The 23,392-nt window shown below is 66.2% G+C and carries 22 protein-coding genes; 11 read left to right on the top strand and 11 right to left on the bottom strand.

Translation table 11 applies throughout. The features are described from left to right. The first annotated feature begins 29 nt into the window (after nt 1-29). The gene (locus OIE68_RS37765; RefSeq protein WP_327095687.1) at nt 30-572 is read left to right on the top strand and encodes a GtrA family protein; all 543 of its coding nucleotides are present in this window, start codon (nt 30-32) and stop codon (nt 570-572) included. Here OIE68_RS37765 and OIE68_RS37760 read toward each other — a convergent pair. From OIE68_RS37760 to OIE68_RS37750, 3 genes are read right to left on the bottom strand one after another with little or no spacing between them, the layout of a single operon-like run. Further along, nucleotides 569-1,882: a HAMP domain-containing sensor histidine kinase gene (locus OIE68_RS37760; RefSeq protein ID WP_327095686.1), complete on the bottom strand. Its 1,314-nt coding sequence runs from the start codon at nt 1,880-1,882 to the stop codon at nt 569-571. The genes OIE68_RS37765 and OIE68_RS37760 overlap by 4 nt on opposite strands. A gap of 18 nt (nt 1,883-1,900) precedes the next feature. After that, nucleotides 1,901-2,578 carry a response regulator transcription factor gene (locus tag OIE68_RS37755; protein WP_327095685.1) on the bottom strand — a complete coding sequence of 226 codons (678 nt, stop codon included), beginning with the start codon at nt 2,576-2,578 and terminating at the stop codon, nt 1,901-1,903. Next, nucleotides 2,575-3,087, bottom strand: a complete 513-nt coding sequence (locus tag OIE68_RS37750) for a PH domain-containing protein (RefSeq protein WP_327095684.1) — start codon at nt 3,085-3,087, stop codon at nt 2,575-2,577. The genes OIE68_RS37755 and OIE68_RS37750 overlap by 4 nt, the downstream gene beginning before the upstream one ends. Before the next feature lie 271 nt (nt 3,088-3,358). Between OIE68_RS37750 and OIE68_RS37745 the strand changes: the two genes are divergently transcribed. After that, nucleotides 3,359-4,312, top strand: a complete 954-nt coding sequence (locus OIE68_RS37745; protein ID WP_327095683.1) for an acyl-ACP desaturase — start codon at nt 3,359-3,361, stop codon at nt 4,310-4,312. Between the two features lie 82 nt (nt 4,313-4,394). Here OIE68_RS37745 and OIE68_RS37740 read toward each other — a convergent pair whose 3' ends face one another. Beyond that, nucleotides 4,395-5,195, bottom strand: coding sequence for a biotin--[acetyl-CoA-carboxylase] ligase (locus tag OIE68_RS37740; protein ID WP_327095682.1), 801 nt, complete (start codon nt 5,193-5,195; stop codon nt 4,395-4,397). Between the two features lie 9 nt (nt 5,196-5,204). Next, nucleotides 5,205-5,384 (bottom strand): hypothetical protein, encoded by a 180-nt coding sequence (locus OIE68_RS37735; protein WP_327095681.1) that lies wholly within the window; start codon nt 5,382-5,384, stop codon nt 5,205-5,207. A 271-nt stretch (nt 5,385-5,655) separates the two neighbouring features. On the opposite strand from OIE68_RS37735, the gene OIE68_RS37730 reads away from it, so the two are divergent. The 3 genes from OIE68_RS37730 to OIE68_RS37720 all read left to right on the top strand — a co-directional run bounded on the left by OIE68_RS37730 (nt 5,656) and on the right by OIE68_RS37720 (nt 8,402). After that, nucleotides 5,656-7,296, top strand: a complete 1,641-nt coding sequence (locus OIE68_RS37730; RefSeq protein ID WP_327095680.1) for an acyl-CoA carboxylase subunit beta — start codon at nt 5,656-5,658, stop codon at nt 7,294-7,296. 145 nt (nt 7,297-7,441) lie between these two features. After that, on the top strand, nt 7,442-7,762 hold the full coding sequence (locus OIE68_RS37725) for an acyl-CoA carboxylase subunit epsilon (protein ID WP_327095679.1): 321 nt from the start codon (nt 7,442-7,444) through the stop codon (nt 7,760-7,762). 4 nt (nt 7,763-7,766) lie between these two features. After that, the gene (locus OIE68_RS37720) at nt 7,767-8,402 is read left to right on the top strand and encodes a nucleoside triphosphate pyrophosphatase (RefSeq protein ID WP_327095677.1); all 636 of its coding nucleotides are present in this window, start codon (nt 7,767-7,769) and stop codon (nt 8,400-8,402) included. Here OIE68_RS37720 and OIE68_RS37715 read toward each other — a convergent pair. After that, nucleotides 8,328-9,170 carry a transcriptional regulator gene (locus OIE68_RS37715; protein WP_327095676.1) on the bottom strand — a complete coding sequence of 281 codons (843 nt, stop codon included), beginning with the start codon at nt 9,168-9,170 and terminating at the stop codon, nt 8,328-8,330. The two genes, OIE68_RS37720 and OIE68_RS37715, sit on opposite strands and share 75 nt — an antisense overlap. A gap of 167 nt (nt 9,171-9,337) precedes the next feature. Here OIE68_RS37715 and OIE68_RS37710 point away from each other — a divergent pair, with 167 nt between their 5' ends. The 3 genes from OIE68_RS37710 (at nt 9,338) to OIE68_RS37700 (ending at nt 13,264) form a co-directional block, all read left to right on the top strand. Beyond that, complete coding sequence (locus OIE68_RS37710; RefSeq protein ID WP_327095675.1) at nt 9,338-10,252, top strand: sulfurtransferase; 915 nt, start codon at nt 9,338-9,340, stop codon at nt 10,250-10,252. Between the two features lie 163 nt (nt 10,253-10,415). Beyond that, complete coding sequence (locus OIE68_RS37705) at nt 10,416-12,221, top strand: acetyl/propionyl/methylcrotonyl-CoA carboxylase subunit alpha (protein ID WP_327095674.1); 1,806 nt, start codon at nt 10,416-10,418, stop codon at nt 12,219-12,221. 74 nt (nt 12,222-12,295) lie between these two features. Next, entirely contained in the window at nt 12,296-13,264 is a 969-nt protein-coding gene (locus tag OIE68_RS37700) for a patatin family protein (RefSeq protein ID WP_327095673.1), read from the top strand. On the opposite strand, the gene OIE68_RS37695 is transcribed toward OIE68_RS37700, so the two are convergent. Both OIE68_RS37695 and OIE68_RS37690 read right to left on the bottom strand, forming a co-directional pair. Continuing rightward, entirely contained in the window at nt 13,217-15,466 is a 2,250-nt protein-coding gene (locus OIE68_RS37695; RefSeq protein WP_327095672.1) for a serine/threonine-protein kinase, read from the bottom strand. The genes OIE68_RS37700 and OIE68_RS37695 overlap by 48 nt on opposite strands. 186 nt (nt 15,467-15,652) lie before the next feature. Then, entirely contained in the window at nt 15,653-17,437 is a 1,785-nt protein-coding gene (locus OIE68_RS37690; protein WP_327095671.1) for a serine/threonine-protein kinase, read from the bottom strand. A gap of 195 nt (nt 17,438-17,632) precedes the next feature. On the opposite strand from OIE68_RS37690, the gene OIE68_RS37685 reads away from it, so the two are divergent. Further along, nucleotides 17,633-18,046, top strand: coding sequence for a DUF1707 domain-containing protein (locus OIE68_RS37685; protein ID WP_327095670.1), 414 nt, complete (start codon nt 17,633-17,635; stop codon nt 18,044-18,046). After that, a complete protein-coding gene (locus OIE68_RS37680; protein ID WP_327095669.1) occupies nt 18,046-18,384 on the top strand; it encodes a hypothetical protein in 339 nt (112 codons plus the stop codon). Before OIE68_RS37685 ends, OIE68_RS37680 begins: the two co-directional genes overlap by 1 nt. Nucleotides 18,385-18,397: 13 nt before the next feature. On the opposite strand, the gene OIE68_RS37675 is transcribed toward OIE68_RS37680, so the two are convergent. The 3 genes from OIE68_RS37675 to OIE68_RS37665 all read right to left on the bottom strand — a co-directional run bounded on the left by OIE68_RS37675 (nt 18,398) and on the right by OIE68_RS37665 (nt 21,640). Then, the gene (locus tag OIE68_RS37675; protein ID WP_327095668.1) at nt 18,398-19,609 is read right to left on the bottom strand and encodes a hypothetical protein; all 1,212 of its coding nucleotides are present in this window, start codon (nt 19,607-19,609) and stop codon (nt 18,398-18,400) included. Between the two features lie 164 nt (nt 19,610-19,773). After that, a complete protein-coding gene (gene lat / locus OIE68_RS37670; protein WP_327095667.1) occupies nt 19,774-21,123 on the bottom strand; it encodes an L-lysine 6-transaminase in 1,350 nt (449 codons plus the stop codon). Between the two features lie 64 nt (nt 21,124-21,187). After that, nucleotides 21,188-21,640 carry an Lrp/AsnC family transcriptional regulator gene (locus OIE68_RS37665; RefSeq protein WP_040686931.1) on the bottom strand — a complete coding sequence of 151 codons (453 nt, stop codon included), beginning with the start codon at nt 21,638-21,640 and terminating at the stop codon, nt 21,188-21,190. 109 nt (nt 21,641-21,749) lie between these two features. Between OIE68_RS37665 and OIE68_RS37660 the strand changes: the two genes are divergently transcribed. Further along, nucleotides 21,750-23,279 (top strand): aldehyde dehydrogenase family protein, encoded by a 1,530-nt coding sequence (locus tag OIE68_RS37660; protein ID WP_327095666.1) that lies wholly within the window; start codon nt 21,750-21,752, stop codon nt 23,277-23,279. Nucleotides 23,280-23,392 lie beyond the last annotated feature (113 nt).

Here is a 23,392-nt window from a genome sequence, read left to right as displayed (position 1 = left end):
GCCACCGCCTACCGGTACACTCGGGCCTTGTGTCTTTCGTCGACGACGTGGTCAACGTCCTCCCCAAGCCCCTGCGGGAGATCGCTTACCGCCACCACGAACTGATCAAATTCGCTATCGTCGGCGCGACCACCTTCATCATCGACTCGGGCATCTTCTATGTGCTCAAGTGGACCGTGCTGGAGACCAAGCCGGTCACCGCGAAAATCATCTCCGGCGTGATCGCGGTCATCTGCTCCTACATCCTCAACCGCGAGTGGTCGTTCAAGAACCGCGGCGGGCGCGAGAAGCACCACGAAGCACTGCTGTTCTTCGGCGTCAGCGGCGTCGGTGTCGTGCTGAGCTTCATCCCGCTGTGGATCTCCAGCTACGTCTTCGACCTACGCCAGCCCGATGTGAGCTTCACCGTCGAGAACATCGCGGACTTCATCAGCGCCTTCATCATCGGCAACCTGCTGCAGATGGCGTTCCGCTTCTGGTCGATGCGCCGCTGGGTGTTCCCGGACGAGATCAGCGAGCTCGTCGAGGAAATCGAAGAACTGCTCGAGGAAGAGCAGCTCGGCCACAGTTAGCGCGGCTCGGGCGCCTGCGCGCCGTTGGGTGTGCGTTGCGACGCACTGGATCCGAGGAACATCGCGAACAGCGCAGGGCGGCGGCGCTGCAATTCCAAGCGCCCACCATCGGCCTCGATGAGTGCCCTCGCGAGGGCGAGTCCGACACCGGTCGAGCCGCCGGCAGAGAAGCCGCGGTCGAAGATGTGCGGCGCGAGTTCGTCGCGGACGCCGTCGCCCTCGTCGGCGACCTCGACCACCACCAAGGGCTCCCGTTCGCTGACGGTGCGCACGGTGCGCACCGATACCGTGCAGGTGCCGCCGCCGTGCATCAGCGCATTGTCGACCAGCACGGCAAGTGCTTCGCGCAGCCGAGAACCGGTGATCGGCGCGCGCAGCGATTCGTCGCCGATCAGCCGCAGGATCCGGCCCGCCTCGGTGAACGGATGCGACCATTCCTCGACAACACCGCGCAGTTCGTCCATCACCGGCACCGGATCGCGATCGGCGGCATCCTCGTCGCGCGAGGCCCGGACCAGATCGTCGATCGCATCGGTCAGCCGGTCGACCTGCGCCATTGCTTCCTCGGCCTCGTGCACCACGGCCGGATCGGAATGCGTGGACAACTCGTCCAGCCGCAATCGCACCGCGGTCAGGCGACTGCGCAGCTGATGCGAAACATCCGCGACCAGCGCATGCTCGCGCTGCAGTCGCCCGGCGATCTCGACGGTCGCCGAATCGAGCACATCGGAAACCCGGTCCAGTTCGGAAATCCCGTGCCGCCGCGGATCCGGCCGGAAGTCCCCCATGGCCAGCCGGGCGGCGCGGGCCGCGACGTCACGGAGCGGATCGGCGACCCGGCGTGCGGTGATCATCGCCACCGACACCGCCGCGGCCAGTGAGGCGAGCACCGCGAAGGCCACCACCGCGACGGCCTGGATCTGCCGGGTATGCATCGGCCCCGACGGCACCTCCAGGCGCAACGAACCCTCGGTGCCCATCGCCAGCGATTCCACCACCGGATGGTGAACCTGCTCCGCGCCGATATCGAGCCGGGACGCATTGTCCTGCGGCGCCGGATAGATGATGGTCAGCTTGCCGTCCTTGGGGATCAGCGGCCGCACCAGGCGGGTGTCGAGTTCGCCGAGCACCATGCCGTCTCCGTGTTCCTGGGCGATGATCTCCGCGGCGATCCGCTCCAGCCGGTTCTCCAGATCGTTGCGGGTGATGTCCTCGACCCAGAGCCACGCGGTGTAGATCAGCGGAAAGCCGAGCACCACCGTGGTGATGGTCAGCACGGTGAGTATCGATCGCAGGATTCTGCGTCTCATATCAGTTGGGCCGCACCATCAATCGGTGTTCAACCGGAAGCCGACACCGCGCACCGTGACGATGCGTCGCTCGGCCATCGGGCCCTCGTCACCGATCTTGCGACGCAGCCAGGACATGTGCATATCCAAGGTTTTGGAACCGCGCAGCTCGGCGTCGCCCCACACCTCCCGCAGGATCGTCTCGCGCGCCACCACCTGGCCCGCCCGATCGATCAACACCTTGAGCAGCTCGTATTCCTTGTTGGCCAAACCGACTTCGACGCCGTTCACCAGCACCCGGCGCGCTGCCGGCTCCAGCCGGATACCACCGACCTCGACCGCCTCGTCACCGATTCCGCTGCGCCGCAACAATGCTCGAACCCGGGCGAGCAATTCGGCCAACCGGAACGGTTTGCCGACATAGTCGTCCGCGCCCGCGTCCAACCCGACGACGAAGTCCACCTCATCGGTGCGCGCGGTGAGCATCAGCACGGCCAGATCGGCACCGCGGGCGCGCACCTGGCGGCACACCTCGAGCCCGTCCATTCCGGGCAGGCCGAGATCGAGGATGAGCAGATCATGATCGCCCTCCAATGCGCGTTCGAGCACCGCGGGCCCGAAGCGTTCCACGGTGACCGAATAGCCCTCGCGCCCAAGCGCACGCGACAGCGGTGCGGCGATGGCCTCATCGTCTTCGGCCAGCAGTACGGCGGTCATTGACCCAGATTATCCCGGGATTCCTCGAACACCTGCCGGTACAGCAGTGCGTGCACCTTCTGCACCTGTGGGATGTCGTCGTATTCGAGCGGTTCCTCCGAGGACGATCCGATGATCAGGGTGCCGGTGCCGAGCACCCGGTCGAACAGTCCGTGCCGGAACTGCACACTCGAAATCCGGCTCATCGGGATATCGATGCCGGTGTGGGTGATCACGCCCTGCCGGATGAGCACCCGGCGGTCGGTCACGATGAAGTGTGTCGACTGCCAGCTGATAATCCTTGCGACACAACGCCATCCGATGAGGCCGAGCCAGACCACCAGCACCACGATCAGCAATACCGAGCGGGTCGTGCCCTCGGTTCTGCGCCAGATCAGTCCCCCGGCGAATCCGGCCAGCGCGGTCGCGATGATGAGCGTCACGATCGGCCAGAACAGCATTTTCCAATGCGGATGACGATGGAGTATCAACTGCTCGTCCGGGGCGAGCACCTCCTCCGGATAACCCATGCCGGAACCCTACCGCGAGAACACGCCGGAAAGCGTGGACAGCGACGCGCGCCGTGCTGCACAATCGGCACCTTGCGCCGTCGCCACCTCGAGAGGCTCTCGAGTAACCTCGAGATTCCGCACAGGATCGCTCCATAGCCTCGATCCGACGGCAGCCGCTCGACCCGGCTCTGCCGTTCGACTAGCTCTCGTTTTGTTCTGCTCAACGCTCTGCCTGTGAAAAGACAAGTCCGGCTTGACAAGACGTCGAAAACGAACCGTGGAGGCGAGTGTGACCAAGGATCTGACCCAGCTGGAAATCCTGACCGAACTCGAACCGGTGGCCGAACAGAATCTGAACCGCCACCTGTCGATAGCCAAGGACTGGCACCCGCACGACTACGTCCCGTGGGACGAGGGTCGCAACTTCGCCGCGATGGGCGGCCAGGACTGGGAGCCGGAACAGTCCAAGCTGAACGAGGTCGCCAAGGCCGCGATGATCACTAACCTGCTGACCGAGGACAATCTGCCCTCCTATCACCGACTGATCGCCGAGAATTTCTCCCAGCACGGCGCGTGGGGCACCTGGGTCGGGCGCTGGACGGCCGAGGAGAATCGACACGGCATCGTCCTGCGTGACTATCTCGTGGTCACCCGTGGCATCGATCCGGTCGCGCTCGAACAGGCCCGCATGATCCATATGACTCGCGGCGTGCCCTCGCCCGAGGACTGGGGCGGATTCCTGGTCAACGTCGCGTATGTGACCTTCCAGGAGCTGGCCACCCGGGTCAGCCACCGCAATACCGGCAAGGTCTGCAACGACGCCATCGCCGATCGCATGCTGCAGCGCGTCGCCGCCGACGAGAACCTGCACATGATCTTCTACCGCAACCTCTGTGCCGCGGGCCTGGATCTGGTTCCCGACCAGGCGATGGCGGCGATCACCATGATCCTGACCAACTTCATCATGCCCGGCTTCGGCATGCCCAACTTCCGCCGCAATGGCGTGCTAATGGCCAAGCACGGCATCTACGATCTGCGCCAGCACCTCGAAGAGGTGGTGCAGCCGGTGCTGAAGAAGTGGAATGTCTTCGACCGCAACGACTTCGGCCCGCGCGGCGAACAGGCGCGCCAGCAACTCGCCGAATTCCTGCAGAAGCTGGAGAAGGACGTCCTCAAGTTCGAGGAACAGCGCGACCGCTTGCTCGCCCGCGAGGCGGCGCGCGGCATCATGCAACCGGTCTGACGCTCCGAACGCCGGTGCCGCACAACAGCACCCCTTGCCGGGACTCGTGGGTCTCGCAAGGGGTGCGGACGCTGGGACAGGGTCAGTAGTCGGCGCGCAGGTGGGTCACATCGGCAGCGGAGACGACATGCTCGCCGATGCACAGACGGCCCGCGCTGTCGACATCGTTGGCGATGCCCTCGAGGGTCTGGCCGCCGGGTAGTTCAGCACGGACGGGGGCGCCGAGGGTGGCGCAGCGGTCGCGGTAGACGCCGATCAGGTCGGTGGTGGCCCAACCGGCGTTACGCCACGCGGTGAAGCGGCGGGCGAATTCGGTCAGTAGTGACCGCACGAGCTCGGTGCGGTCGGTGACCTTCGCCCCCGCCAGCGTGAGCGAAGTGGCATGCGGCACCGGCAGTTCCGCCTCGGTGAGACCGACGTTCAGGCCGATCCCGACGACAATGGCGGGTGCCCCACCACCGGAGGCGACTTCGGCCAGGATGCCCGCGACTTTGCGACCATCGATCAGCACATCGTTGGGCCACTTCAGATTCGCGTCCACACCGGCGGTCGCGCGCAGTGCGTCCACCACGGCGACACCGGTGAGCAGCGGCAGCCAGCCGAGCGCGGCAGGCTCGATGCCGGGCAGCCGCACCAACACCGACATCGCTATCTGTGCGCGCGGCGGGCTGACCCAGGTGCGAGCGTGCCGCCCCCGGCCCTGCTCTTGGGTTTCGGCGAGCAGTACCGCGCGATCGGCGTCGGCCTCCCCGGCCCTAGCGATCAGGTCCGCATTAGTGGACCCGGTCGACTCCACCACAGCGATGTGGGAGAAGAACGACAGTTCGCGCGACTCGGTGAGACTGCGCCGCAACTGCTCTGCATCCAACGGTGGCCTGTGCACACCGGCAGGCTATCCGACGAGGTCGTACTCGCGAATCGGTACCGCGACGGACATGCCGTCATCGGATTCCGCTTCGACCTCGGCCCACTCCTGCGGATCCAGCACGGTCGGCTCGGTTTCCACGGTCTGCCAACTGGTCCACGAGGTCGCCGCGGCGTGCTCGGCGACTCTGCTGCTCCATCCCCACATGATTTGCTCCTCAGCTAGGTGTGCGTTGTCCTCCCATGCACCTCACTGCCCCCTTTGTGTCGAGCTGAAATGCGAACGTCCTCAGGGTATCCGCGCACCGCCGCGCCGCTCCACTGATTTTCCGGCCTCTAGCACCGAGTTCGGGTCGGCAATCGACCAGGAAGTTTGCCGCCATTCGCATGTTGGAACATGATCTAGCTGCGGTTTTCTACCGACCGGTAAGCGACACTCGGTTACCGAGAGGCACTGGCACTGGTTACACTCCGGAGCCATGACGAGTGTCCAGCATCAGCCCGCATCGGAATCGGCGGGCACCCCCGATATCCACACCACCGCTGGGAAGCTGGCTGATCTGCGGAATCGGCTGGAAGAGGCCAAGCACCCGATGGGTGAAGCCGCGGCCGACAAGGTACACGCCAAGGGCAAGATGACCGCCCGCGAGCGCATCCTGGCCCTGCTGGACGAGGGCTCCTTCGTGGAACTGGACGCGCTGGCCCGCCACCGCAGCGTGAACTTCGGCCTGGAGAACAACCGGCCACTCGGCGACGGCGTGGTGACCGGCTACGGCACCATCGACGGCCGCGACGTCTGCATCTTCAGTCAGGACGTCACCGTCTTCGGCGGCAGCCTCGGCGAGGTCTATGGCGAGAAGATCGTCAAGGTGATGGATCTGGCGCTCAAGACCGGCCGTCCGCTGATCGGCATCAACGAGGGCGCGGGCGCGCGCATCCAAGAGGGCGTCGTCTCGCTGGGCCTCTACGGCGAGATCTTCCACCGCAATATCCAAGCCTCCGGCGTGATCCCGCAGATCTCGCTGATCATGGGTCCGGCCGCCGGTGGGCACGTCTACTCGCCCGCGCTGACCGACTTCGTCGTCATGGTCGACGGCACCAGCCAGATGTTCGTCACCGGACCGGATGTCATCAAGACGGTCACCGGTGAGGACGTCACCATGGAAGACCTCGGCGGCGCGCACACCCACATGACGAAATCCGGTGTCGCGCACTATGTCGCCTCCGGCGAGCAGGACGCGCTGGACTACGTCAAGGATCTGCTGAGCTACCTGCCCAGCAACAACCGCGCCGAAGCCCCGCGCTTCCCGGCCACCGACCCGATCACCGGCGCCATCGAGGATTCGCTCACCGACGAGGACCTCGAGCTGGACACGATCATCCCGGATTCGCCGAACCAGCCCTATGACATGCACGAGGTCATCCGTCGGCTGCTCGACGACGACGAATTCCTCGAGGTGCAGGCCGAGCGCGCGATGAACATCATCGTCGGCTTCGGTCGGATCGACGGCCGCAGCGTCGGCATCGTCGCCAACCAGCCGACCCAGTTCGCGGGCTGCCTCGATATCGACGCCTCGGAGAAGGCCGCGCGCTTCGTGCGCACCTGCGACGCCTTCAATATCCCGATCATCACCCTGGTCGATGTTCCCGGCTTCCTGCCCGGCACCGGCCAGGAATACAACGGCATCATCCGGCGCGGCGCGAAGCTGCTCTACGCCTACGGTGAGGCCACTGTGGGCAAAATCACGATCATCACCCGTAAGGCTTACGGTGGCGCCTACGACGTCATGGGTTCCAAGCATATGGGCGCCGATGTGAACCTCGCGTGGCCGAGTGCTCAGATCGCGGTGATGGGCGCCTCGGGCGCCGTCGGTTTCGTCTACCGCAAGCAGCTGCAAGAGGCTGCGAAGAGCGGAAACGATGTCGATGCGCTGCGCCTGGAACTGCAGAACGAGTACGAGGACACCCTCGTGAACCCCTACGTGGCCGCCGAGCGCGGGTACGTCGACGCGGTCATCCCGCCCTCGCATACCCGCGGCCAGATCGTCTCGGCGCTGCGTTTGCTCGAGCGCAAGATGGTCACCCTGCCGCCGAAGAAGCACGGCAACATTCCGCTGTGATCAAGCGATAACCTCGATGGGCCGCGCACACTGGTTGCAGAGACGCAATGAGTCGATTCGAGGATGATGATCGCTTGATCCATATGTCTTCGAGTTGGGCATGGGCTCGATCGAAATAGAGAGAGGACCTGGCACTGTGACGACCGTGGCAGATGAAGATGTGTTGACCGCCGTCGAACTGGATCTCACAGTCGACCCGATCGCGGACGCGGTCGAGGCGGGCGCACCTGCGGCAGCACCGGCCCCAGCGGTGGCCGAGCAGCCGTTCATCCGAGTCATCAAGGGTGCGCCGTCCGACGAGGAAGTCGCGGCGCTGGTATGTGTGCTGTCGGCGGCCGCGAACGGCGCCGCGAGTAGCGGTCCGGTCGGTCCGTCCGACTCCTGGGGTCGCCCGACCCTGATGCACCGCGGCACCTCGCCGTTCTCTCCATACGCTTACCCGCAACTGTCACACCTGCGCGACTGATCGGATGACGAGACTCGTTCTCGCGTCCGCGTCGCCCGCCCGCCGCGCGGTATTGCGCTCGGCGGGCATCGAACCCGTCGTCCGGATCTCTGATGTCGACGAGGACGCAGTCGCCGCGGCACTGCCACCCAGCACGGCGCCCGAGGTCGTCGTGGTAGAGCTCGCGCGGGCCAAGGCACGGTCAGTGGCCGCCACGATTCCGGATTTCGCCGCGGATTGCGTTGTGGTCGGCTGTGATTCGATGCTGCTCGTCGACGGCGAACTACAGGGCAAGCCGCATACGTCCGAGGTCGCGCGGGCCCGCTGGTCCGAAATGGCCGGGCGCAGTGCGGATCTCATTACCGGCCACTGCGTCCTGCGCATGCGCGACGGCGAAATCGTAGCCCAATCCGTCGACTGCAGTTCCACCACAGTGCATTTCGCCAAGCCCGAACCCGAGGAGCTGGACGCCTACATCGCGACCGGCGAGCCGTTGCAGGTCGCCGGTGCTTTCACACTCGATGGCATGGGCGGTTGGTTCGTCGATCGCATCGATGGCGATCCGTCGAGCGTTATCGGGATCGGACTACCACTGCTGCGCCGACTGCTTGGCGACATTGGGGTCGGCATTGCGCAGCTGTGGCGCCACTCGCCCAGCTGACGGTGGCGCGATCCGCGGCTCCGCCCCGGCCTCCGCGCCGATCGGCACCGGTGTCGCGTCGCGCTCCGGCTCCCGCCGTACCTCTTGATCGCGCCGCACGTCCTGGTCCCGCCGCACGTCCTGGTCTCGCCGCGCCGCCATGAGTTCCAATCGAACCAGGCAGAGCTCCGGCTCGGCGAACGGTTGCAGCCGGACATTCACCTCACCGCGCACGCCGTTCCGGTCGAGCACCTCTTTGATCAAACCGAGGTGCACACCGCACACCACTTCGGAATGGGTGCGCGCGAGTTCGCGCAGTGGGCAGGCGGTGAGCCGGATCAGGACCTGCTCATCGGTTTCGGCGGCCGCGTCACGCTCCGGCGCGAAACCCAGTTCGGACATCAGCGTCATGGTGACGTCCTTGGCGTCCTCCAGCGATTCGACCGCATGGTCACCCGCGTCGAGTTTGGCGCCCCAGGCACGTCCGGCGGCAATGGCCGCCTCGGAGCGACGCCGCGGATCGGGGCCGAGCTGGTCGGCTAGGACCTGGGCCAGTTCCTGATAGCCAACCGATCGCTGGACCGCGCTGTAGCCGATGCGCGGACGCCCACGGCCGCGCGGTGGTTGTTGGAACTGCCGCACCAGCGATTCCCTGGTAAGCACATCCAGATGGAACCGAACAGTAGTGACGTGCTGTCCGGTGATTCTGGCCAGTTCTTGGGCGTCGAGAGGTTCGCTGGCGCCACGTAGGATCGCGAGCAGTCGACGCCTCGGCCAAGAATCGGACATAGCTCACCCCTCCTCCCGGGAGACTTTATCGGATGAGGGTGCGATTTATTCGCCCATTCAGCCGATTTGTGATCTGAAACGAGTTTCACTACCGCCTCACACCGAACATCGGTGTGCGACCCGAACCGCTGTAACCACCCGTCTACCTCGCGTGAAGGACCCATATCGTGCCCGTTGCCCCGGACTCTCATCCTGCCTTCGGTTCGTACGCACATCCTCACCGACTAGTAACCACACAGTGGCTGTCGGCAAACATCGGCACGCCGGGACTGAAGATTATCGAGTCCAATGAGGACATCCTGCTCTATGACATCGGTCACGTCCCCGGCGCCACCAAGGTCGATTGGCGCGGCGACCTCAACGATCCGGTTACGCGTGACTATATCGACGGTGCCCGGTTCACCGAGTTGATGCGCGCCAAGGGAATCGAGCGCGACGATACCGTGGTGATCTACGGCGATCGCGGCAACGCGCAGGCCGCGCACACGTTCTGGGTCTTCACCCTGTTCGGGCATCCGGATGTGCGACTGCTCGACGGCGGCCGGGACGCGTGGATCTCCGAGGTGCGCGACACCACTTTCGACCCGCCCTACCTGCCGCGCAGCGAATATCCGACGGTCCGGCGCGACGACAGTTCGGTGCGGGCATTCCGCGAGGATGTGCTCGCCCACCTCGGCAAGCCGCTGATCGACGTGCGCTCCCCCGAGGAGTACTCCGGTGAGCTGATCCAACCGCCGGCCAATCCCGAGGACGCGGCGCTGCGCGGCGGACATATTCCGACCGCGGTGAACATTCCGTGGACCGAGGCCTTCCACAGCGACGGGCGCTTCCGCTCCCGCGCCGAATTGGACGATATCTATGGCGCGCTGGCCGTCGCGGACGATCTGGTCGTCTACAGCCGGGTCGGCGAGCGGTCCAGCCACACCTGGTTCGTGCTGACCTATCTGCTCGGGTTCGAAAACGTGCGCAATTACGACGGGTCCTGGACCGAATGGGGCAATTCGGTTCGCATGCCGATTGCCAAGGGGTATGAACCGGGTGACACACCGACGGCCGGTACCCGCAAGGCGCGCGCCCGATAGCCGTGATCTGGGCGCATCACAGCCGAGGACCCATTGTGATGTGTGACCTACTGCGGAGTAGGCCTATCCGAGTGCGGCGGTTGTTGGCAGACTGCCTACACTCCCCCGAGACGGAAGTATGTCGACCACGGGGCGACCAAAAAGATTGCTAACAGGAGGCTCAGTGCCCAGCCATGCCAGCGCGCGGATATCGAAGGTACTCGTAGCTAACCGAGGCGAGATCGCCGTTCGCGTGATCCGGGCGGCCAAGGATGCCGGTATCGGCAGTGTCGCGGTATACGCGGAGCCGGATGCCGATGCCCCCTTCGTAAAACTCGCCGACGAGGCGTTCGCCCTCGGTGGGCAGACCTCGGCCGAGTCGTACCTCGTCTTCGACAAGATCCTCGACGCCGCGGCCAAGTCCGGTGCCGACGCAATCCACCCCGGCTACGGATTCCTTTCCGAGAACGCCGACTTCGCCCAGGCTGTCATCGACGCCGGGCTGATCTGGATCGGCCCCTCCCCGCAATCCATCCGCGACCTCGGTGACAAGGTCACCGCGCGCCACATCGCCGAGCGCGCGAAGGCGCCGATGGCGGCGGGCACCAAGGATCCGGTCAAGAACGCGGCCGAGGTGGTCGAGTTCGCCAAAGAGTACGGCGTGCCCGTCGCGATCAAGGCCGCCTTCGGTGGTGGCGGTCGCGGTATGAAGGTCGCGCACACCATCGAGGAGATTCCGGAGCTGTTCGACTCCGCCGTCCGCGAGGCCACCGCGGCGTTCGGTCGCGGTGAGTGCTTCGTCGAGCAGTACCTGGACAAGGCCCGCCACGTCGAGGCGCAGGTCATCGCCGACAAGCACGGCAATGTGGTGGTCGCAGGTACCCGCGACTGCTCGCTGCAGCGCCGGTTCCAGAAGCTGGTCGAGGAGGCGCCCGCGCCGTTCCTGACCGATGATCAGCGCGCGCGAATCCACGCTTCGGCCAAGGCCATCTGCAAGGAGGCCGGTTACTACGGTGCGGGCACCGTGGAGTACCTGGTGCAGGGCGACACCGTGTCGTTCCTCGAGGTCAACACCCGCCTGCAGGTCGAGCACCCGGTCACCGAGGAGACCGCCGGAATCGACCTGGTGCGTCAGCAGTTCCGCATCGCCGAGGGCCATGAGCTGGCGATCAAAGAGGATCCGACGCCGCGCGGGCATGCCTTCGAGTTCCGGATCAACGGTGAGGACGCCGGCCGCGGCTTCCTGCCCGCGCCGGGTCCGGTGTCGGTGTACCAGGAGCCCAGTGGCCCCGGTGTGCGCGTCGATTCCGGTGTGGTGCAGGGCAGTGTGATCGGCGGTCAGTTCGACTCGATGCTGGCCAAGCTGATCGTCACCGGCGAGAACCGGGAGCAGGCGCTGCAGCGCGCCCGGCGCGCGCTGGCCGAATTCCACGTAGAGGGGCTGGCGACGGTCATCCCGTTCCACCGCGCGATCGTCGAGGATCCGGCGTTCATCGGTGACGGCGAGAAGTTCGACGTCTACACCAAGTGGATCGAGACCGAGTGGGCCAACAACGTCGAGCCGTACACCCCGGCCGGTGCCGCCGCTGACGAGGACGAGGATCTGCCGCGGCAGAAGGTCGTCGTCGAGGTCGGCGGGCGTCGGGTCGAGGTGTCGCTGCCGGGCAACTTCACCGTCGGCGCCGGCGCCGCGGGTGCGGCTAGCAATGGCGCCGGAGTGATCCGCAAGAAGCCCAAGCCGCGCAAGCGTGGCGGCGCCGGCGGCGGTGCGGCCTCCGGTGACGCGGTCACAGCGCCGATGCAGGGCACCGTGGTCAAGGTCGCGGTCGAAGAGGGCCAGTCGGTCGAGGCGGGCGACCTGATCGTGGTGCTCGAGGCCATGAAGATGGAGAACCCGGTCAACGCGCACAAGGCCGGTGTGGTCACCGGACTGTCCGTGGAGGCGGGCGCGGCCATCACCCAGGGCACCGTGCTGGCAGAGATCAAGTAAACAGCTGGCGAAGACCGTCTCGGAGCGGGCGCTGGACACCGACGTCCGCGCCCGCTCTGTCGTATCGTGGATCGGTGACCAGCTCGGCCGTCGTGCCCACCGTCGCGGAGGTCATCCGCGGCCGACGTGAATCAGCCAGCCGCGCCGACGGATATCGCCTCGCCTTGGTCGTCGAGGGTGGTGGCAGCCGCGGCGTCTACTCCAGCGGGATGGTGCAGGCGCTCGAGGAACTCGGGCTCGCCTCGGTTTTCGATGCCGTATACGGCACTTCGGCAGGCGCGATCAACGCGGCGTGGTTCTTGTGCGGGCGGGCACTGTCAGGCATGCGGGCCTGGACCGATCCAGTGATCATGCGGCGCGCGGTCGATCCGGCGCGGCTGCTGCGCGGGCGGCCCGCCTTCGACCTGGACTACCTGGTGAACCAGGTGTACGACGGCATCGAGCCGATGGATTTTCCGGCAATTCTGGCCAATACCACCACCTTTCATCCGATCGGCACCGATATCCGCACCGGGCACGCGGTCGATCTGCGCCGGCACATCGTCGACAAGCCCACGCTGATGACGGCGCTGCGGGCCTCGGCGGGGCTACCGATTCTCGCGGGTCCGCCGGTGCCGCTGGGCGGTGCCGAATATCTCGACGGCGGGCTGTCCGAAACGGTGCCGATCCGCACCGCGGTGCGCGACGGCGCGACGCACGCCATGGTGCTGCGCACCCGACGCACCGATGAAAAACGCCCAGCCGCGCCGCGGCTGCACCAGGTCGTCGGGGGTAGCTATCTGCGCGTCAGGGCACCGGGGGCTTACCGTGCCTGGCTGCAGCGGCCGCATCAGCAGGCCGTCGAGGACAACTTCCTGACGGGTCTCGGGGACGCGGCTCTGCAGATCCACCCGCCCCTCGGCTCCCCGAATGTGGACAGCGCCGCGCGTGACACCGCGCTGCTCTCCGAGGCGTTGACGATCGGGCGGCAAGCCGTGCATGCGTCCCTGGCGGCGCTAGTTCAGCTCCACGGTGGCGCCGTTGGAGAGCATGAAGTCGTGTAGTTCGAGCCGACTCGGGGTGGCGTCCTGCGCGACGTCGAAGACCAGCTGGGTGGTGGCCGATTGGCCGGGCTGGAGTTCGAACGAATAGCCGTAGCGGCGCTGGGTGGTCTGCCACATGGTCGCGATCGCGTTGTGGTCGACCTGGCGGCCCTGAGTGTCCACGAGACGTTGACCGACAGGCAGGAACCACTTCGACTCATCGGAGATATTGCGAACGGCGACCGTGACGACGGAGTAGGAGCCGCTCGCATTCTGCAATCCGATCCGCGGGAAACCGGAATCCACCGAGGTGACCACGAATTCGAACTTGCCGTCGCGCACCGGGCTGTTCAAACCCGCAGATACCGGCGCCGGCGGCTCGGCTGATTGCGCGGTATCGCCGTCGCGCACCGCAACCGATGGATCGGCCGTGCGCGTGCCGCCGCCGCTGCCGGTATTGCCGAAGGCGATCAGGGCGGCACAGCCCGCAGCCAGCATGAACGGGGTCAGGAATATGACGACGAGTGCGCCGATCAGCCTGGACAGGAAGGACTTACGGCGCCGACGCTGATACTTGCGTGGCGGTGGCGCGATCCATGGGCGGCGCTGTGAGACCGACCAGCGAGGGGCAAGCGGAGCCCGCTTCGGTTGTGGTGCAGCTCGTTCGGCTGGAGTCGGCGGGCGGATGACCGGTGTCGGTTGGACCGCAGCACGATTCGGTGACCACGGTGAATGCTGCGGTGCGGCGGGTCCCGCTGGTGGCGGCGGTGCCAGTCGGGTTGCCACGAGTGTCGGCGTCGGGCCGGGCTCCGGGAGGACCTTGGTGGGATTGAGTGGCTTCGGCTTGACCACTGGTGCTGGTGATTCCGCCGATGATGTCGGCGCGGGCGTCTCTACCTTTGTCGACGCAGGTGTCTCTGCCTGCGTCGGCGCGTGGGTCTCGACTCGCGTCGGCGGGTGCGCCTCCACCCGCGTCGGTGTCGGCTGCACATCTGCTGCCAGCCGTCGCGCCTGCGGTAACGGCGCGGGCGGTAACGGTGCATCTGGGAGCGGGGGCTGCGGGGCTGCCGACTGCGGCATATACGACTGCGGTGTATCCGGGCGCGCAGACTGGCGGGCTGCCGACTGCGGCGCATCCGGGCGCGGAGGCTGCGGTGCCGCCGACTGCGGCGTACGCGACCGCGGCGCATCCGGGAACGCAGACTGCGGGGCTGCCGACTGCGGGGCTGCCGGGCGCGGAGGCTGCGGAGCTGCCGACTGCGGGGCTGCCGGGAGCGCAGGCTGCGGTACTGACGACTGCGGCGTACGCGACCGCGGCGCATCCGGAGGCTGGGTTGATGGAGTCGGCGACTTGGGGGGCGAATGCTGGGGCGAGCTAGGTGTCGATGAATGCGGTGCGGGGTGTGGGACGCGCGCGAAGGCGGTGGCTGTGTAGGCGGCGGCGGCGAATTCGCGGGCGGTGGGATAGCGGTGGGTCTGGTCCTTGGCCATGCCGCGGGCGATTACCGCGTCCAATTCCGGTGGGACCGCGGGGTTCACGGTTGATACCCGAGGCGGGTCGGTCATCAGGTGGCCGTGCATCTGACGGGCCGGGTCGGTGTCGCCGTAGGGGCGGCGGCCGGTCAGGCATTCGTAGAGGACGCAGGCCAGGGAGTAGACGTCGGAGCGAGCGTCGACGGTGCCGTTGAAACGTTCCGGCGCCATATAGGCCCAACTGCCGATGGCCATGCCGGTGGCGGTGACAGCCGTCTGGCCCAGGCTCTGCGCGATGCCGAAATCGATGAGATATGCATGCCCACCGGTGCCGACCAGGATGTTCGACGGTTTGACGTCACGATGGATCAGCCCGGCTCGATGCGCCGCATCCAGACCCGAGGCCGCCTGCGTCACGAAGTCGACGGCCGCGGTGGGTGTCAAAGTGCCCACCCTGGTCAGCATTTCGGCCAGGTCGATGCCATCGATGTACTCCATATCGATGTACAACCGGCCGTCGAGTTCCCCGAAACCGTGAATCGGCACGATATGCGGATGCCGCAGACTCGATCCGAGCCGCGCCTCCCGCTGGAACCGCTTTCGATAGTCCGCATCGGCGGCCACCTGCTCCGCCAACACCTTCAGCGCTACCGTGCGCCCGGTTTCGCTGTCATGCGCCAGCCATACCGCCCCCATCCCGCCCCGCCCGAGCAAACGGTCGAGCCGGTACTTCCCGAACTGTTCCCCCATCACTGACCTCCCGGTGGCCGCGCCGTTGCGGAGTGGGGCGGCAACCCGATCGAAACCGCATCGCCCGAACCTATCCCCGACCCTAACCCCGCCATCCACCCTCGAACAGTGTGAGCTCCCCTACGTAGTCCTACTCAATTAGCGACACGACAGCCGCAGACTCGGAGGTGTACCACTCGGCAAACCTTACTTGCCTGGCTTGGCACGGCCACCGTGACCGGGCTTGCCCTTGTTCGGCTTATCGTTGCCATTAGCCGAGCTGTTCCCATGCGGATTTCCATTGCCGACGACCGTAGGCTCCGACTGCTGGCCGTCGGGTATCTCCCCGAAGGGCTGCGCAGGTACCCAATTCGCGATGCCGCCATCTACGGTGCGACATACGAGCGGGGTGCCGTCCGCCGCGACGGCATTGCCGTCGACATCCGGATTGCACAGCTGCCCGAGACCCGGAATCAGCACATTCGGCGAAGCAGCCTGCGCCGATTCGTCCGGCACCAGCGATCCGGGAACAGCCGGCGTAGTCCGAGTAGCCGACGGCGCCGCAGAACTCGTTTCGCCCCCGGGCCGCCCCAACCACAATGCCAACCCGATCACAGCAACCAACGCAGCAATAGCAACAGCCGCATGCCCCGGCCCGACTCCCAACCAACCGTCACCCTCCCCCCACAATTCAACATCTCGCCCCGACTCCCCACCAATCCACGTCGACTCACCCGAAGTCCCAACATCCCGCGTCCGCTCAGCTGCGGCCGCCCCGCCCCGCACCGGCTGACCCCTAAACCGGCCGCCCCACTTCGAATCACGCACAGGTTGAGCCTCCCCCACCCTCGCCCCTTCAGAAGAGCCGCCTCGCATCAGCTCATAGGCAGGTCGAGCGGCCCGAATCTCCGCGCCCTCGGACGGGACGCCCTGTATCGCAGCATGCGCAGACCCTGCATCTCGCACCTGCTCCCCTGCGGACCCAAAGGCCCACATCGAGGCAGCCGCAGACTCAGCGACCTGCATCTGTTCGACTCCGCCGGCCCGCATCGGCTCACCGGCGGACTCGGCGACGCGTGACCCGGCACCGGCGCCAAGCGTCTCGGCCGTACGCCATGGCTCGGGCAGGCCATGGTTTGTCGGCACAGTTGCCGCGGCGATCTCGACTGTCGAGGGCTCGCGGCCGGTCACCGCGGCATACGCTGCGCAGGCGAATTCGCCTGCGCTGGAATAGCGTTGGCTGGGGTCCTTGGCCATGGCGCGGGTGATGACGGCGTCCAGGGCCGCGGGTACGGCGGGGTTCAGGGTGGTGGCGCTGGGTGGGGCGGTCAGCAGGTGGGCGCGCAGTTGCTGCGGCGAGTCGACATTGCCGAAAGGCCTTTGGCCGGTGAGGCATTCGTACAGAACGCAGGCCAGTGAGTATTGGTCCGCGGGCGCGTCGGCGACACCGTCGAAGCGTTCCGGTGCCATATATGCCAGGGTGCCGACCACATTGCCGTGGGCCGTGATCGCGGGCTGATCAATGCGATGTGCGATGCCGAAGTCGATCAGATGGACGAAACCGGTCGGGCCCACCATGATGTTGGACGGTTTGACGTCGCGGTGCACCAGGCCGACCCGGTGCATGGCATCGAGCGCCATCGCGGTCTGCGCGATGATCACGACGGCACGCGCGGGATCCAGCGGCCCGGCGTCCCGCAGCAATGCGCTGACATCGGTGCCCTCGATGAACTCCATATCGATATAGAGGCGGCCGTCGAGTTCGCCGAAGGTGTGGACCGGAACCCGGTGCGGTCCCGGGGCCTGGGCCGCCAGGCGGGCCTCCCTGGTGAACCGCAGTCGGCAGGTCGGATCTGCGGCGTGCGAGCAGGCCAGCACCTTCAGGGCGACGGCACGGTCGGCGACGGTGTCCCGAGCGAGCCAGACCTGCCCGGTCCCACCGGTGCCGAGCAACCGATCGAGGCGGTAGTGGCCGAACCACGTCTTGCCCATGTCGAACCTCCTACTACCTTCCGTTCGTCTTTTAGCTACCCGAAATCCACACCGCCATCACAGAATCCGCGAATCTGATCCGGCGGCAAGGGCGATCATGACGCAACCAGCCCGCTCAGCGCCGCAGAATTCGATCAGTGTGGGGTCGATGCGGCAGCACGAGAACATTCAGTGAAAGCCGCTAGCCTTGCTGTTATGAGTGACCTGCCCGAGATTCGCATCGGCACCGCGGAGCGTGAGCAAGCGATGCAGCGCCTGTCCGATCATTTCGCCGCCGGGCGGCTCAGCGTGGCCGAGTTCGACGAGCGCAGTGCCGTGGTCGCGGCCGCGATGACCCGTGGCGACCTGGACAAAGTCTTCGTCGACCTGCCCGAACCCGCCCCTGTCGTCGCGGCGCCCGCCAAGCGCGACTCCGGGTTCCTCGACGAATGGCCGGAGCGGGTAATGGCGGTGATCCCGATCCTCGCCGTCATCCTCTTCTTCGTCACCGGCAGCTGGCTCTGGTTCCTCGCCATCCCGCTCGCGGGCGCACTGCTGTTCGGCGGGCGGCACGAGCACCAACGCCGCCGCCCACGCGACCATCGCCGCCGCCGGGAACTGGAGGACTGATGGAGCCCATCGAAATCAATGCGGGCACCTGGTACCTGCGCGCCCTGCGCGCCGACGACCGGATCGATGACCGCCCCGCCCTCGCCGACGGCGGTATCACCGATCCGAATTACGTCACCCTTCGCACCGAGCAGTGGGATGACGAATCCCACTTCTCCTGGGCCGTCTGCGAACCCACCACCGCCGAACTGGTCGCCGAAATCGTCGTGACGCCCGGTGCCGGCAACACCGCCGAACTCACCGGCTGGGCCCGCCCCGGTTACGAGCCCGCCCTCGAAACCGGCACCACCGCGGTCCGGCGCTTCGTAGAGGGCGGCCTCGGCCTCCGACTCCCTTGAGCCAGAAGCCGACTCAGCGCATCACACCGGTGTGCCCGGTGGAGTAGCGGCCCGGCTGTGGCCAGATGGTGAGTCCGTGCGACCCACGCCCAACGGGTATGCGCGCCAACAGGTTCCAGTTCTCGATATCGATGGCGTACACCTCACCGTGGTGTCGACCCGACACCCAGAAAACGCGCCCGTCCGCGGAGAGGTTGCCCATATCCGGACTGCCGCCGCCTGGTATGAACCACTTGTGCACCAGCGCATTCGCGGCGAAATCCCAGACGGAAATGCTGCCCTCGTGCCGGTTGGTGATGAGCATCTGTTTGGAGTCGCGAGTGACATACAGGCCATGCGTGCCTTTACCGGTCGGCACGAAACCTGTGTTCTCCCAGGATGATGCGTCAATGGTGTAGATGCCGTCCGCGACCATATCGGCGACGAAGAAGGTGCGCCCGTCCGGGGACAGCTTGACGTCCTGCGGCTTGCCACCACGACCGCCCGGCAGGTCGATCATCTTGACCACCTTGCGCTCGGCCACATCGAAAACCAGCATCCGGCCGATGAATTCACAACTGGCCAGGGCGAATCGACCGTCGGCGGTGAAGTCCATATGGTCCACGCCCGCGCAGTCGGGCACCGCGAGAGCGTGCATCTTCTGCCAGGTGTGCGGATCGTAGAAATCCAGCGACTTATCCGCCTCGGCGACGACCAGCGCGTATCGGCCATCCGGCGTGTAGTACATGTTGTAGGGGTCGCGCACTGGGAAGGGCTCGCCGGGTTTGCCGGTACGCGGATCGATCGGCAGCAGGGTGCCCCCGCCGATCGGCAGATCATTGGTGACATACAGCGTCTGCATGTCATAGGACGGCACCACATGCTGGGGTTCCCGACCACCGGCCGGGAAATTATCGATCACCCGGAAGGTTGCCGGGTCGATCACCGAAACCGAATGCGATTCGCTGTTCGGCACGTAGACCAGGGGCCGATGATCGGCCACCGCCGGACTCAACTCCCGGTTCGCGGCATAGACGTCGGCCGGCGACAACGGCGGCGGCATGCCGGGTAGCAGATTCTCCAGATGCGGCGGTGCCGCGCTGGGCGTGGCGGCGACCGTGGTGGGCGGCGGAGTCGTCACACCCACCGATCCGGCCTCGCTCGGGGCGCACCCCGCGACCGTCACGAGGACGGTCAGCGAGGCGAGCAGTGGTGCGCAGCTTCGGTGATTGCGCTGTCGGTTCACGCGCTGCACCGTGCCAGGAGGTGGTGAAGACGAGATGACATGGGTGCGAAGCCTAGGCGCTGCCGCCCGGATTCCACTGCAATCCGTGCCAGGGCGCAACGGATTGCCCGAATCATCCGGAAATACGTACTCGGACAGTCAAATTTCCGTTTGCGGTCGGATAACTATCCGGCGTCGTCGAGTACCCGATCGAGCGCGTCGACCACGGTGTCCAGCTCCGATTCGGTAACGGTGAGCGGCGGCCGGAAGCGGATGCCGCGTTCGCCGGTGCCGAGAATCAGCACATGCTCGCGTTCCCGCAGCGTGGTCAGCACCTCGTCCCGCAGTTCGGCCGAGGCCAGTGTGATGGCGCACATCAGCCCGCGTCCGCGCGGTTCGGTAACCCGAGGATGGTCGGCCGCAAGCTGTTCCAGACGCCGCAGCAGATGCGCGCCGAGCGGCCGTGACCGCTCGATCAGCTCATCGCGCTCGAACACCTCGAGGATGCGCCGGGCCCGCACCATATCGGTGAGATTGCCGCCCCAGGTGGAATTGAGCCGAGAGCTGACCACGAAGACGTTGTCGGGCACCTCGTCCACGCGCCCGCCCGCCATGATGCCGCAGACCTGGGTCTTCTTGCCGAACGCGACAATATCGGGCTCGAGCCCGAGTTGTTGGTAGGCCCAAGTGGTTCCGGTCATACCGACACCGGTTTGTACCTCGTCGAGAATGAACAGCGCGTCGTTCTCGTGACAGAGTAGCTGTACGGCCTGCAGGAACTCCGGACGCAGATGACGGTCGCCGCCCTCGCCCTGGATCGGCTCGGCGATGAAACACGCTATGTCGTGCGGGTTTTCGGCGAAGGCGCGGCGCGCCTGGTCGAGTGCGTGTGCTTCTGCGGCGTCGATATCGACACCGTCGGCCAGGAACGGCGCATCGATGCGCGGCCAATCGAATTTGGGGAAGCGGGCCGTCTTCACCGGGTCGGTGTTGGTCAGTGACATGGTGTAGCCGGTGCGGCCGTGGAACGCTCCGGTCAGATGCAGCACCTTGGTGCCGAGTTCCGGTGCGCGCCCGTGGGATTCGTTATGCCTGCTCTTCCAGTCGAACGCGACCTTGAGCGCGTTCTCCACCGCCAGTCCGCCGCCGTCGATGAAGAACAGGTGCGGTAGCCGGGGATCGCCCAGCACCCGGAAGAACGTGTCGACGAAGCGGGCCATCTCGACGGTGTACATATCGGAGTTGCTCGGCTTGTTGAGCGCCGCGACGCTCAGTTCGGCGCGGAACTCTTCGTCGTCGGCCAAGGCGGGATGATTCATGCCGAGGGCATTCGAGGCGAAGAAGCCGAACATATCGAGATAGGAGCTGCCGTCTCGTTCATCGACGATCAGGCAGCCACGGGATTTCCGTAGATCCAGCACCAGGTCGAATCCGTCGGCGAGGATGTGCGCCGACAGGATCTCGTGTACCCGGGAGGCGGGGGTGACCGGTGCAGTGCCACTCCCCGCGCGGGTGCGCTCCAGTTCGATGGTCACACCCGTAGGGTACGTAAATCTTTACGAAAGTTCTACGGAATAACGGATTAATTACGGTCAGAGGCTACCTGTCGTAGAATGTCTGCAAGATGATGGTGCTTCGAGTTCGCACGTTGGCGGTCGCCCTGATCTCCTGTAGCAACTGCTCGAGGTGCCGAGGAGAGGCCACCCGCACCAGCAACACGTAACTCTCGTCACCGGCGACCGAGTGGCATGCCTCGATCCCCGGGATATGTTGCAGCACGGCAGGCGCGTCATCGGGTTGCGAGGGGTCGAGAGGAGTGATGGCGACGAATGCCGACAACAGCTGCCCGAGCGCCTCTGGATCGACATGTGCGGTATAGCCACGGATCACCCCGCGCGCCTCTAGTCTGCGGACCCGCGATTGCACAGCAGACACCGATAAGCTCGCCTTTTCGGCCAGATTCGACAGGGTGGCGCGACCATCGGCCATCAGTTCACGAATCAGCAGGCGATCGATGTCATCGAGTACGGGTCTTGCCGGTGTATCCGCCATCAGCGAAGGCTAACCCAGCGGAGGCTACTCGTGGCGAAAACTTTTGCTCGTTAACGGACCGTACCCATCCGATATTGTTCGCCGACCCAAAGCTAAAGCGGAGCAACCGATGACAGACACACTCGACGACCACCTGACCAAGGACCTGGCAGCCCGCGCGGCCGAACTACTGCACACACTTGGCGCGCCGACACCGGTCGCGGGCGAGCTGCCTGCACGGACGCCGATCACCGGTGGCACGCTCATGACCCTGCCCGCCGATTCCCGCGACGATGCGGACGCGGCGATCGGGCGGGCGGCGGCAGCCTTCCGCGGCTGGCGCACCGTACCCGCGCCGGTGCGGGCGGGGGTGGTGCGACGACTGGCCGAACTGCTCACCGCGCACAAGGCCGAACTCGGCGAATTGGTCACCCTGGAGGCGGGGAAGATCGGCGCGGAGGCCGTCGGCGAGGTGCAGGAGATGATCGATATCTGCGAATTCGCGATCGGACTGTCGCGCCAGCTCTATGGCAAGACCATGCCCTCGGAGCGACCCGGACATCGGCTGATGGAGACCTGGCATCCGCTCGGCGTGGTCGGGGTTATCTCGGCATTCAACTTCCCGGTCGCGGTGTGGGCGTGGAATACCGCCCTGGCGCTGGTCTGCGGTGACACGGTGGTGTGGAAGCCGTCGGATACGACACCGCTGACGGCGCTGGCCTGCCATACGCTCCTGCGCCGCGCGGCGGCCGATGTCGGCGCGGATCCCGAAGTGCATCAACTGATTCAAGGTGGCGCGGAGGTCGGGTCTCGGCTGGTCGAGGACGAGCGGGTGGCGCTGGTGAGCGCGACTGGTTCGGTCCGGATGGGCCGTACGGTGGCGCCGCGGGTGGCCGCTCGGTTCGGGCGATGTCTGCTGGAGTTGGGCGGTAACAACGGCGCGATCGTCACGCCCACAGCGGATCTGGAGCTGGCGGCGCGCGGCATCGTATTCGCGGCGGCGGGTACGGCCGGACAGCGCTGTACGACCTTGCGTCGGTTGATCGTGCACGCCGATGTCGTCGGTCCGCTGCTGGATCGCGTGGCCGGGGCATATCGACAACTGCGCGTTGGCAATCCGCTCGACGACGGCGTGCTCGTCGGCCCGCTGGTCAACGGCCGTGCCTACGAAGGGATGCGTGCGGCGATCGATCGTGCACTTGCCGACGGCGGCGAATTGGTCTGCGGCGGTGAGCGAGTCGATGGCTTCGGCGACGACGCCTTTTACGTGCGCCCCGCGATCGTGCGCATGCCCGCCCAGACCGCCGTGGTCCGCGAGGAAACCTTCGCACCGATCCTGTACGTGCTCACCTACCGCGACTTCGACGCCGCCATCGACCTGCACAACGGTGTTCCGCAAGGCCTTTCCTCGGCCGTCTTCACCGCCGACCAGCGCGAGGCGGAACGCTTCCTCGCCGCCGACGGCTCCGACTGCGGCATCGCCAACGTCAATATCGGCACCTCCGGCGCGGAGATCGGCGGCGCCTTCGGCGGGGAGAAGCAGACCGGCGGCGGGCGGGAATCCGGGTCGGACTCGTGGCAGGCATACATGCGGCGGGCGACCAACACCGTCAACTACTCCGATCGGTTGCCACTTGCCCAGGGCATCCAATTCGGCTGAGCCACAACCTGTCCTGCCTTCCGACACGTGCCTCGGCGATGCCGTCGCGGAGAACGGTGGCCGCGCCGAATAGCGCAAGGCACGGGCTTTGCACGCCGCTCACGCATGTGGGG

The sequence above is a fragment of the Nocardia vinacea genome (genome assembly GCF_035920345.1).
Classification (GTDB): Bacteria; Actinomycetota; Actinomycetes; order Mycobacteriales; family Mycobacteriaceae; genus Nocardia; species Nocardia vinacea_A.
Note: the sequence above shows the minus strand (reverse complement) of the source record. Positions and strands in the feature narration are given on the sequence as shown.

What these genes read in the sequence shown, in the direction of transcription:
- OIE68_RS37660 (WP_327095666.1), top strand. Translation starts at nt 21,750, where the DNA reads ATGACAGACACACTCGACGACCACCTGACCAAGGACCTGGCAGCCCGC.
- OIE68_RS37665 (WP_040686931.1), bottom strand. Translation starts at nt 21,640, where the DNA reads ATGGCGGATACACCGGCAAGACCCGTACTCGATGACATCGATCGCCTG.
- OIE68_RS37730 (WP_327095680.1), top strand. Translation starts at nt 5,656, where the DNA reads ATGACGAGTGTCCAGCATCAGCCCGCATCGGAATCGGCGGGCACCCCC.
- OIE68_RS37695 (WP_327095672.1), bottom strand. Translation starts at nt 15,466, where the DNA reads ATGGGGGAACAGTTCGGGAAGTACCGGCTCGACCGTTTGCTCGGGCGG.
- OIE68_RS37720 (WP_327095677.1), top strand. Translation starts at nt 7,767, where the DNA reads ATGACGAGACTCGTTCTCGCGTCCGCGTCGCCCGCCCGCCGCGCGGTA.
- OIE68_RS37750 (WP_327095684.1), bottom strand. Translation starts at nt 3,087, where the DNA reads ATGGGTTATCCGGAGGAGGTGCTCGCCCCGGACGAGCAGTTGATACTC.
- OIE68_RS37760 (WP_327095686.1), bottom strand. Translation starts at nt 1,882, where the DNA reads ATGAGACGCAGAATCCTGCGATCGATACTCACCGTGCTGACCATCACC.
- OIE68_RS37690 (WP_327095671.1), bottom strand. Translation starts at nt 17,437, where the DNA reads ATGGGCAAGACGTGGTTCGGCCACTACCGCCTCGATCGGTTGCTCGGC.
- OIE68_RS37735 (WP_327095681.1), bottom strand. Translation starts at nt 5,384, where the DNA reads ATGTGGGGATGGAGCAGCAGAGTCGCCGAGCACGCCGCGGCGACCTCG.
- OIE68_RS37685 (WP_327095670.1), top strand. Translation starts at nt 17,633, where the DNA reads ATGAGTGACCTGCCCGAGATTCGCATCGGCACCGCGGAGCGTGAGCAA.
- OIE68_RS37680 (WP_327095669.1), top strand. Translation starts at nt 18,046, where the DNA reads ATGGAGCCCATCGAAATCAATGCGGGCACCTGGTACCTGCGCGCCCTG.
- OIE68_RS37715 (WP_327095676.1), bottom strand. Translation starts at nt 9,170, where the DNA reads ATGTCCGATTCTTGGCCGAGGCGTCGACTGCTCGCGATCCTACGTGGC.
- OIE68_RS37755 (WP_327095685.1), bottom strand. Translation starts at nt 2,578, where the DNA reads ATGACCGCCGTACTGCTGGCCGAAGACGATGAGGCCATCGCCGCACCG.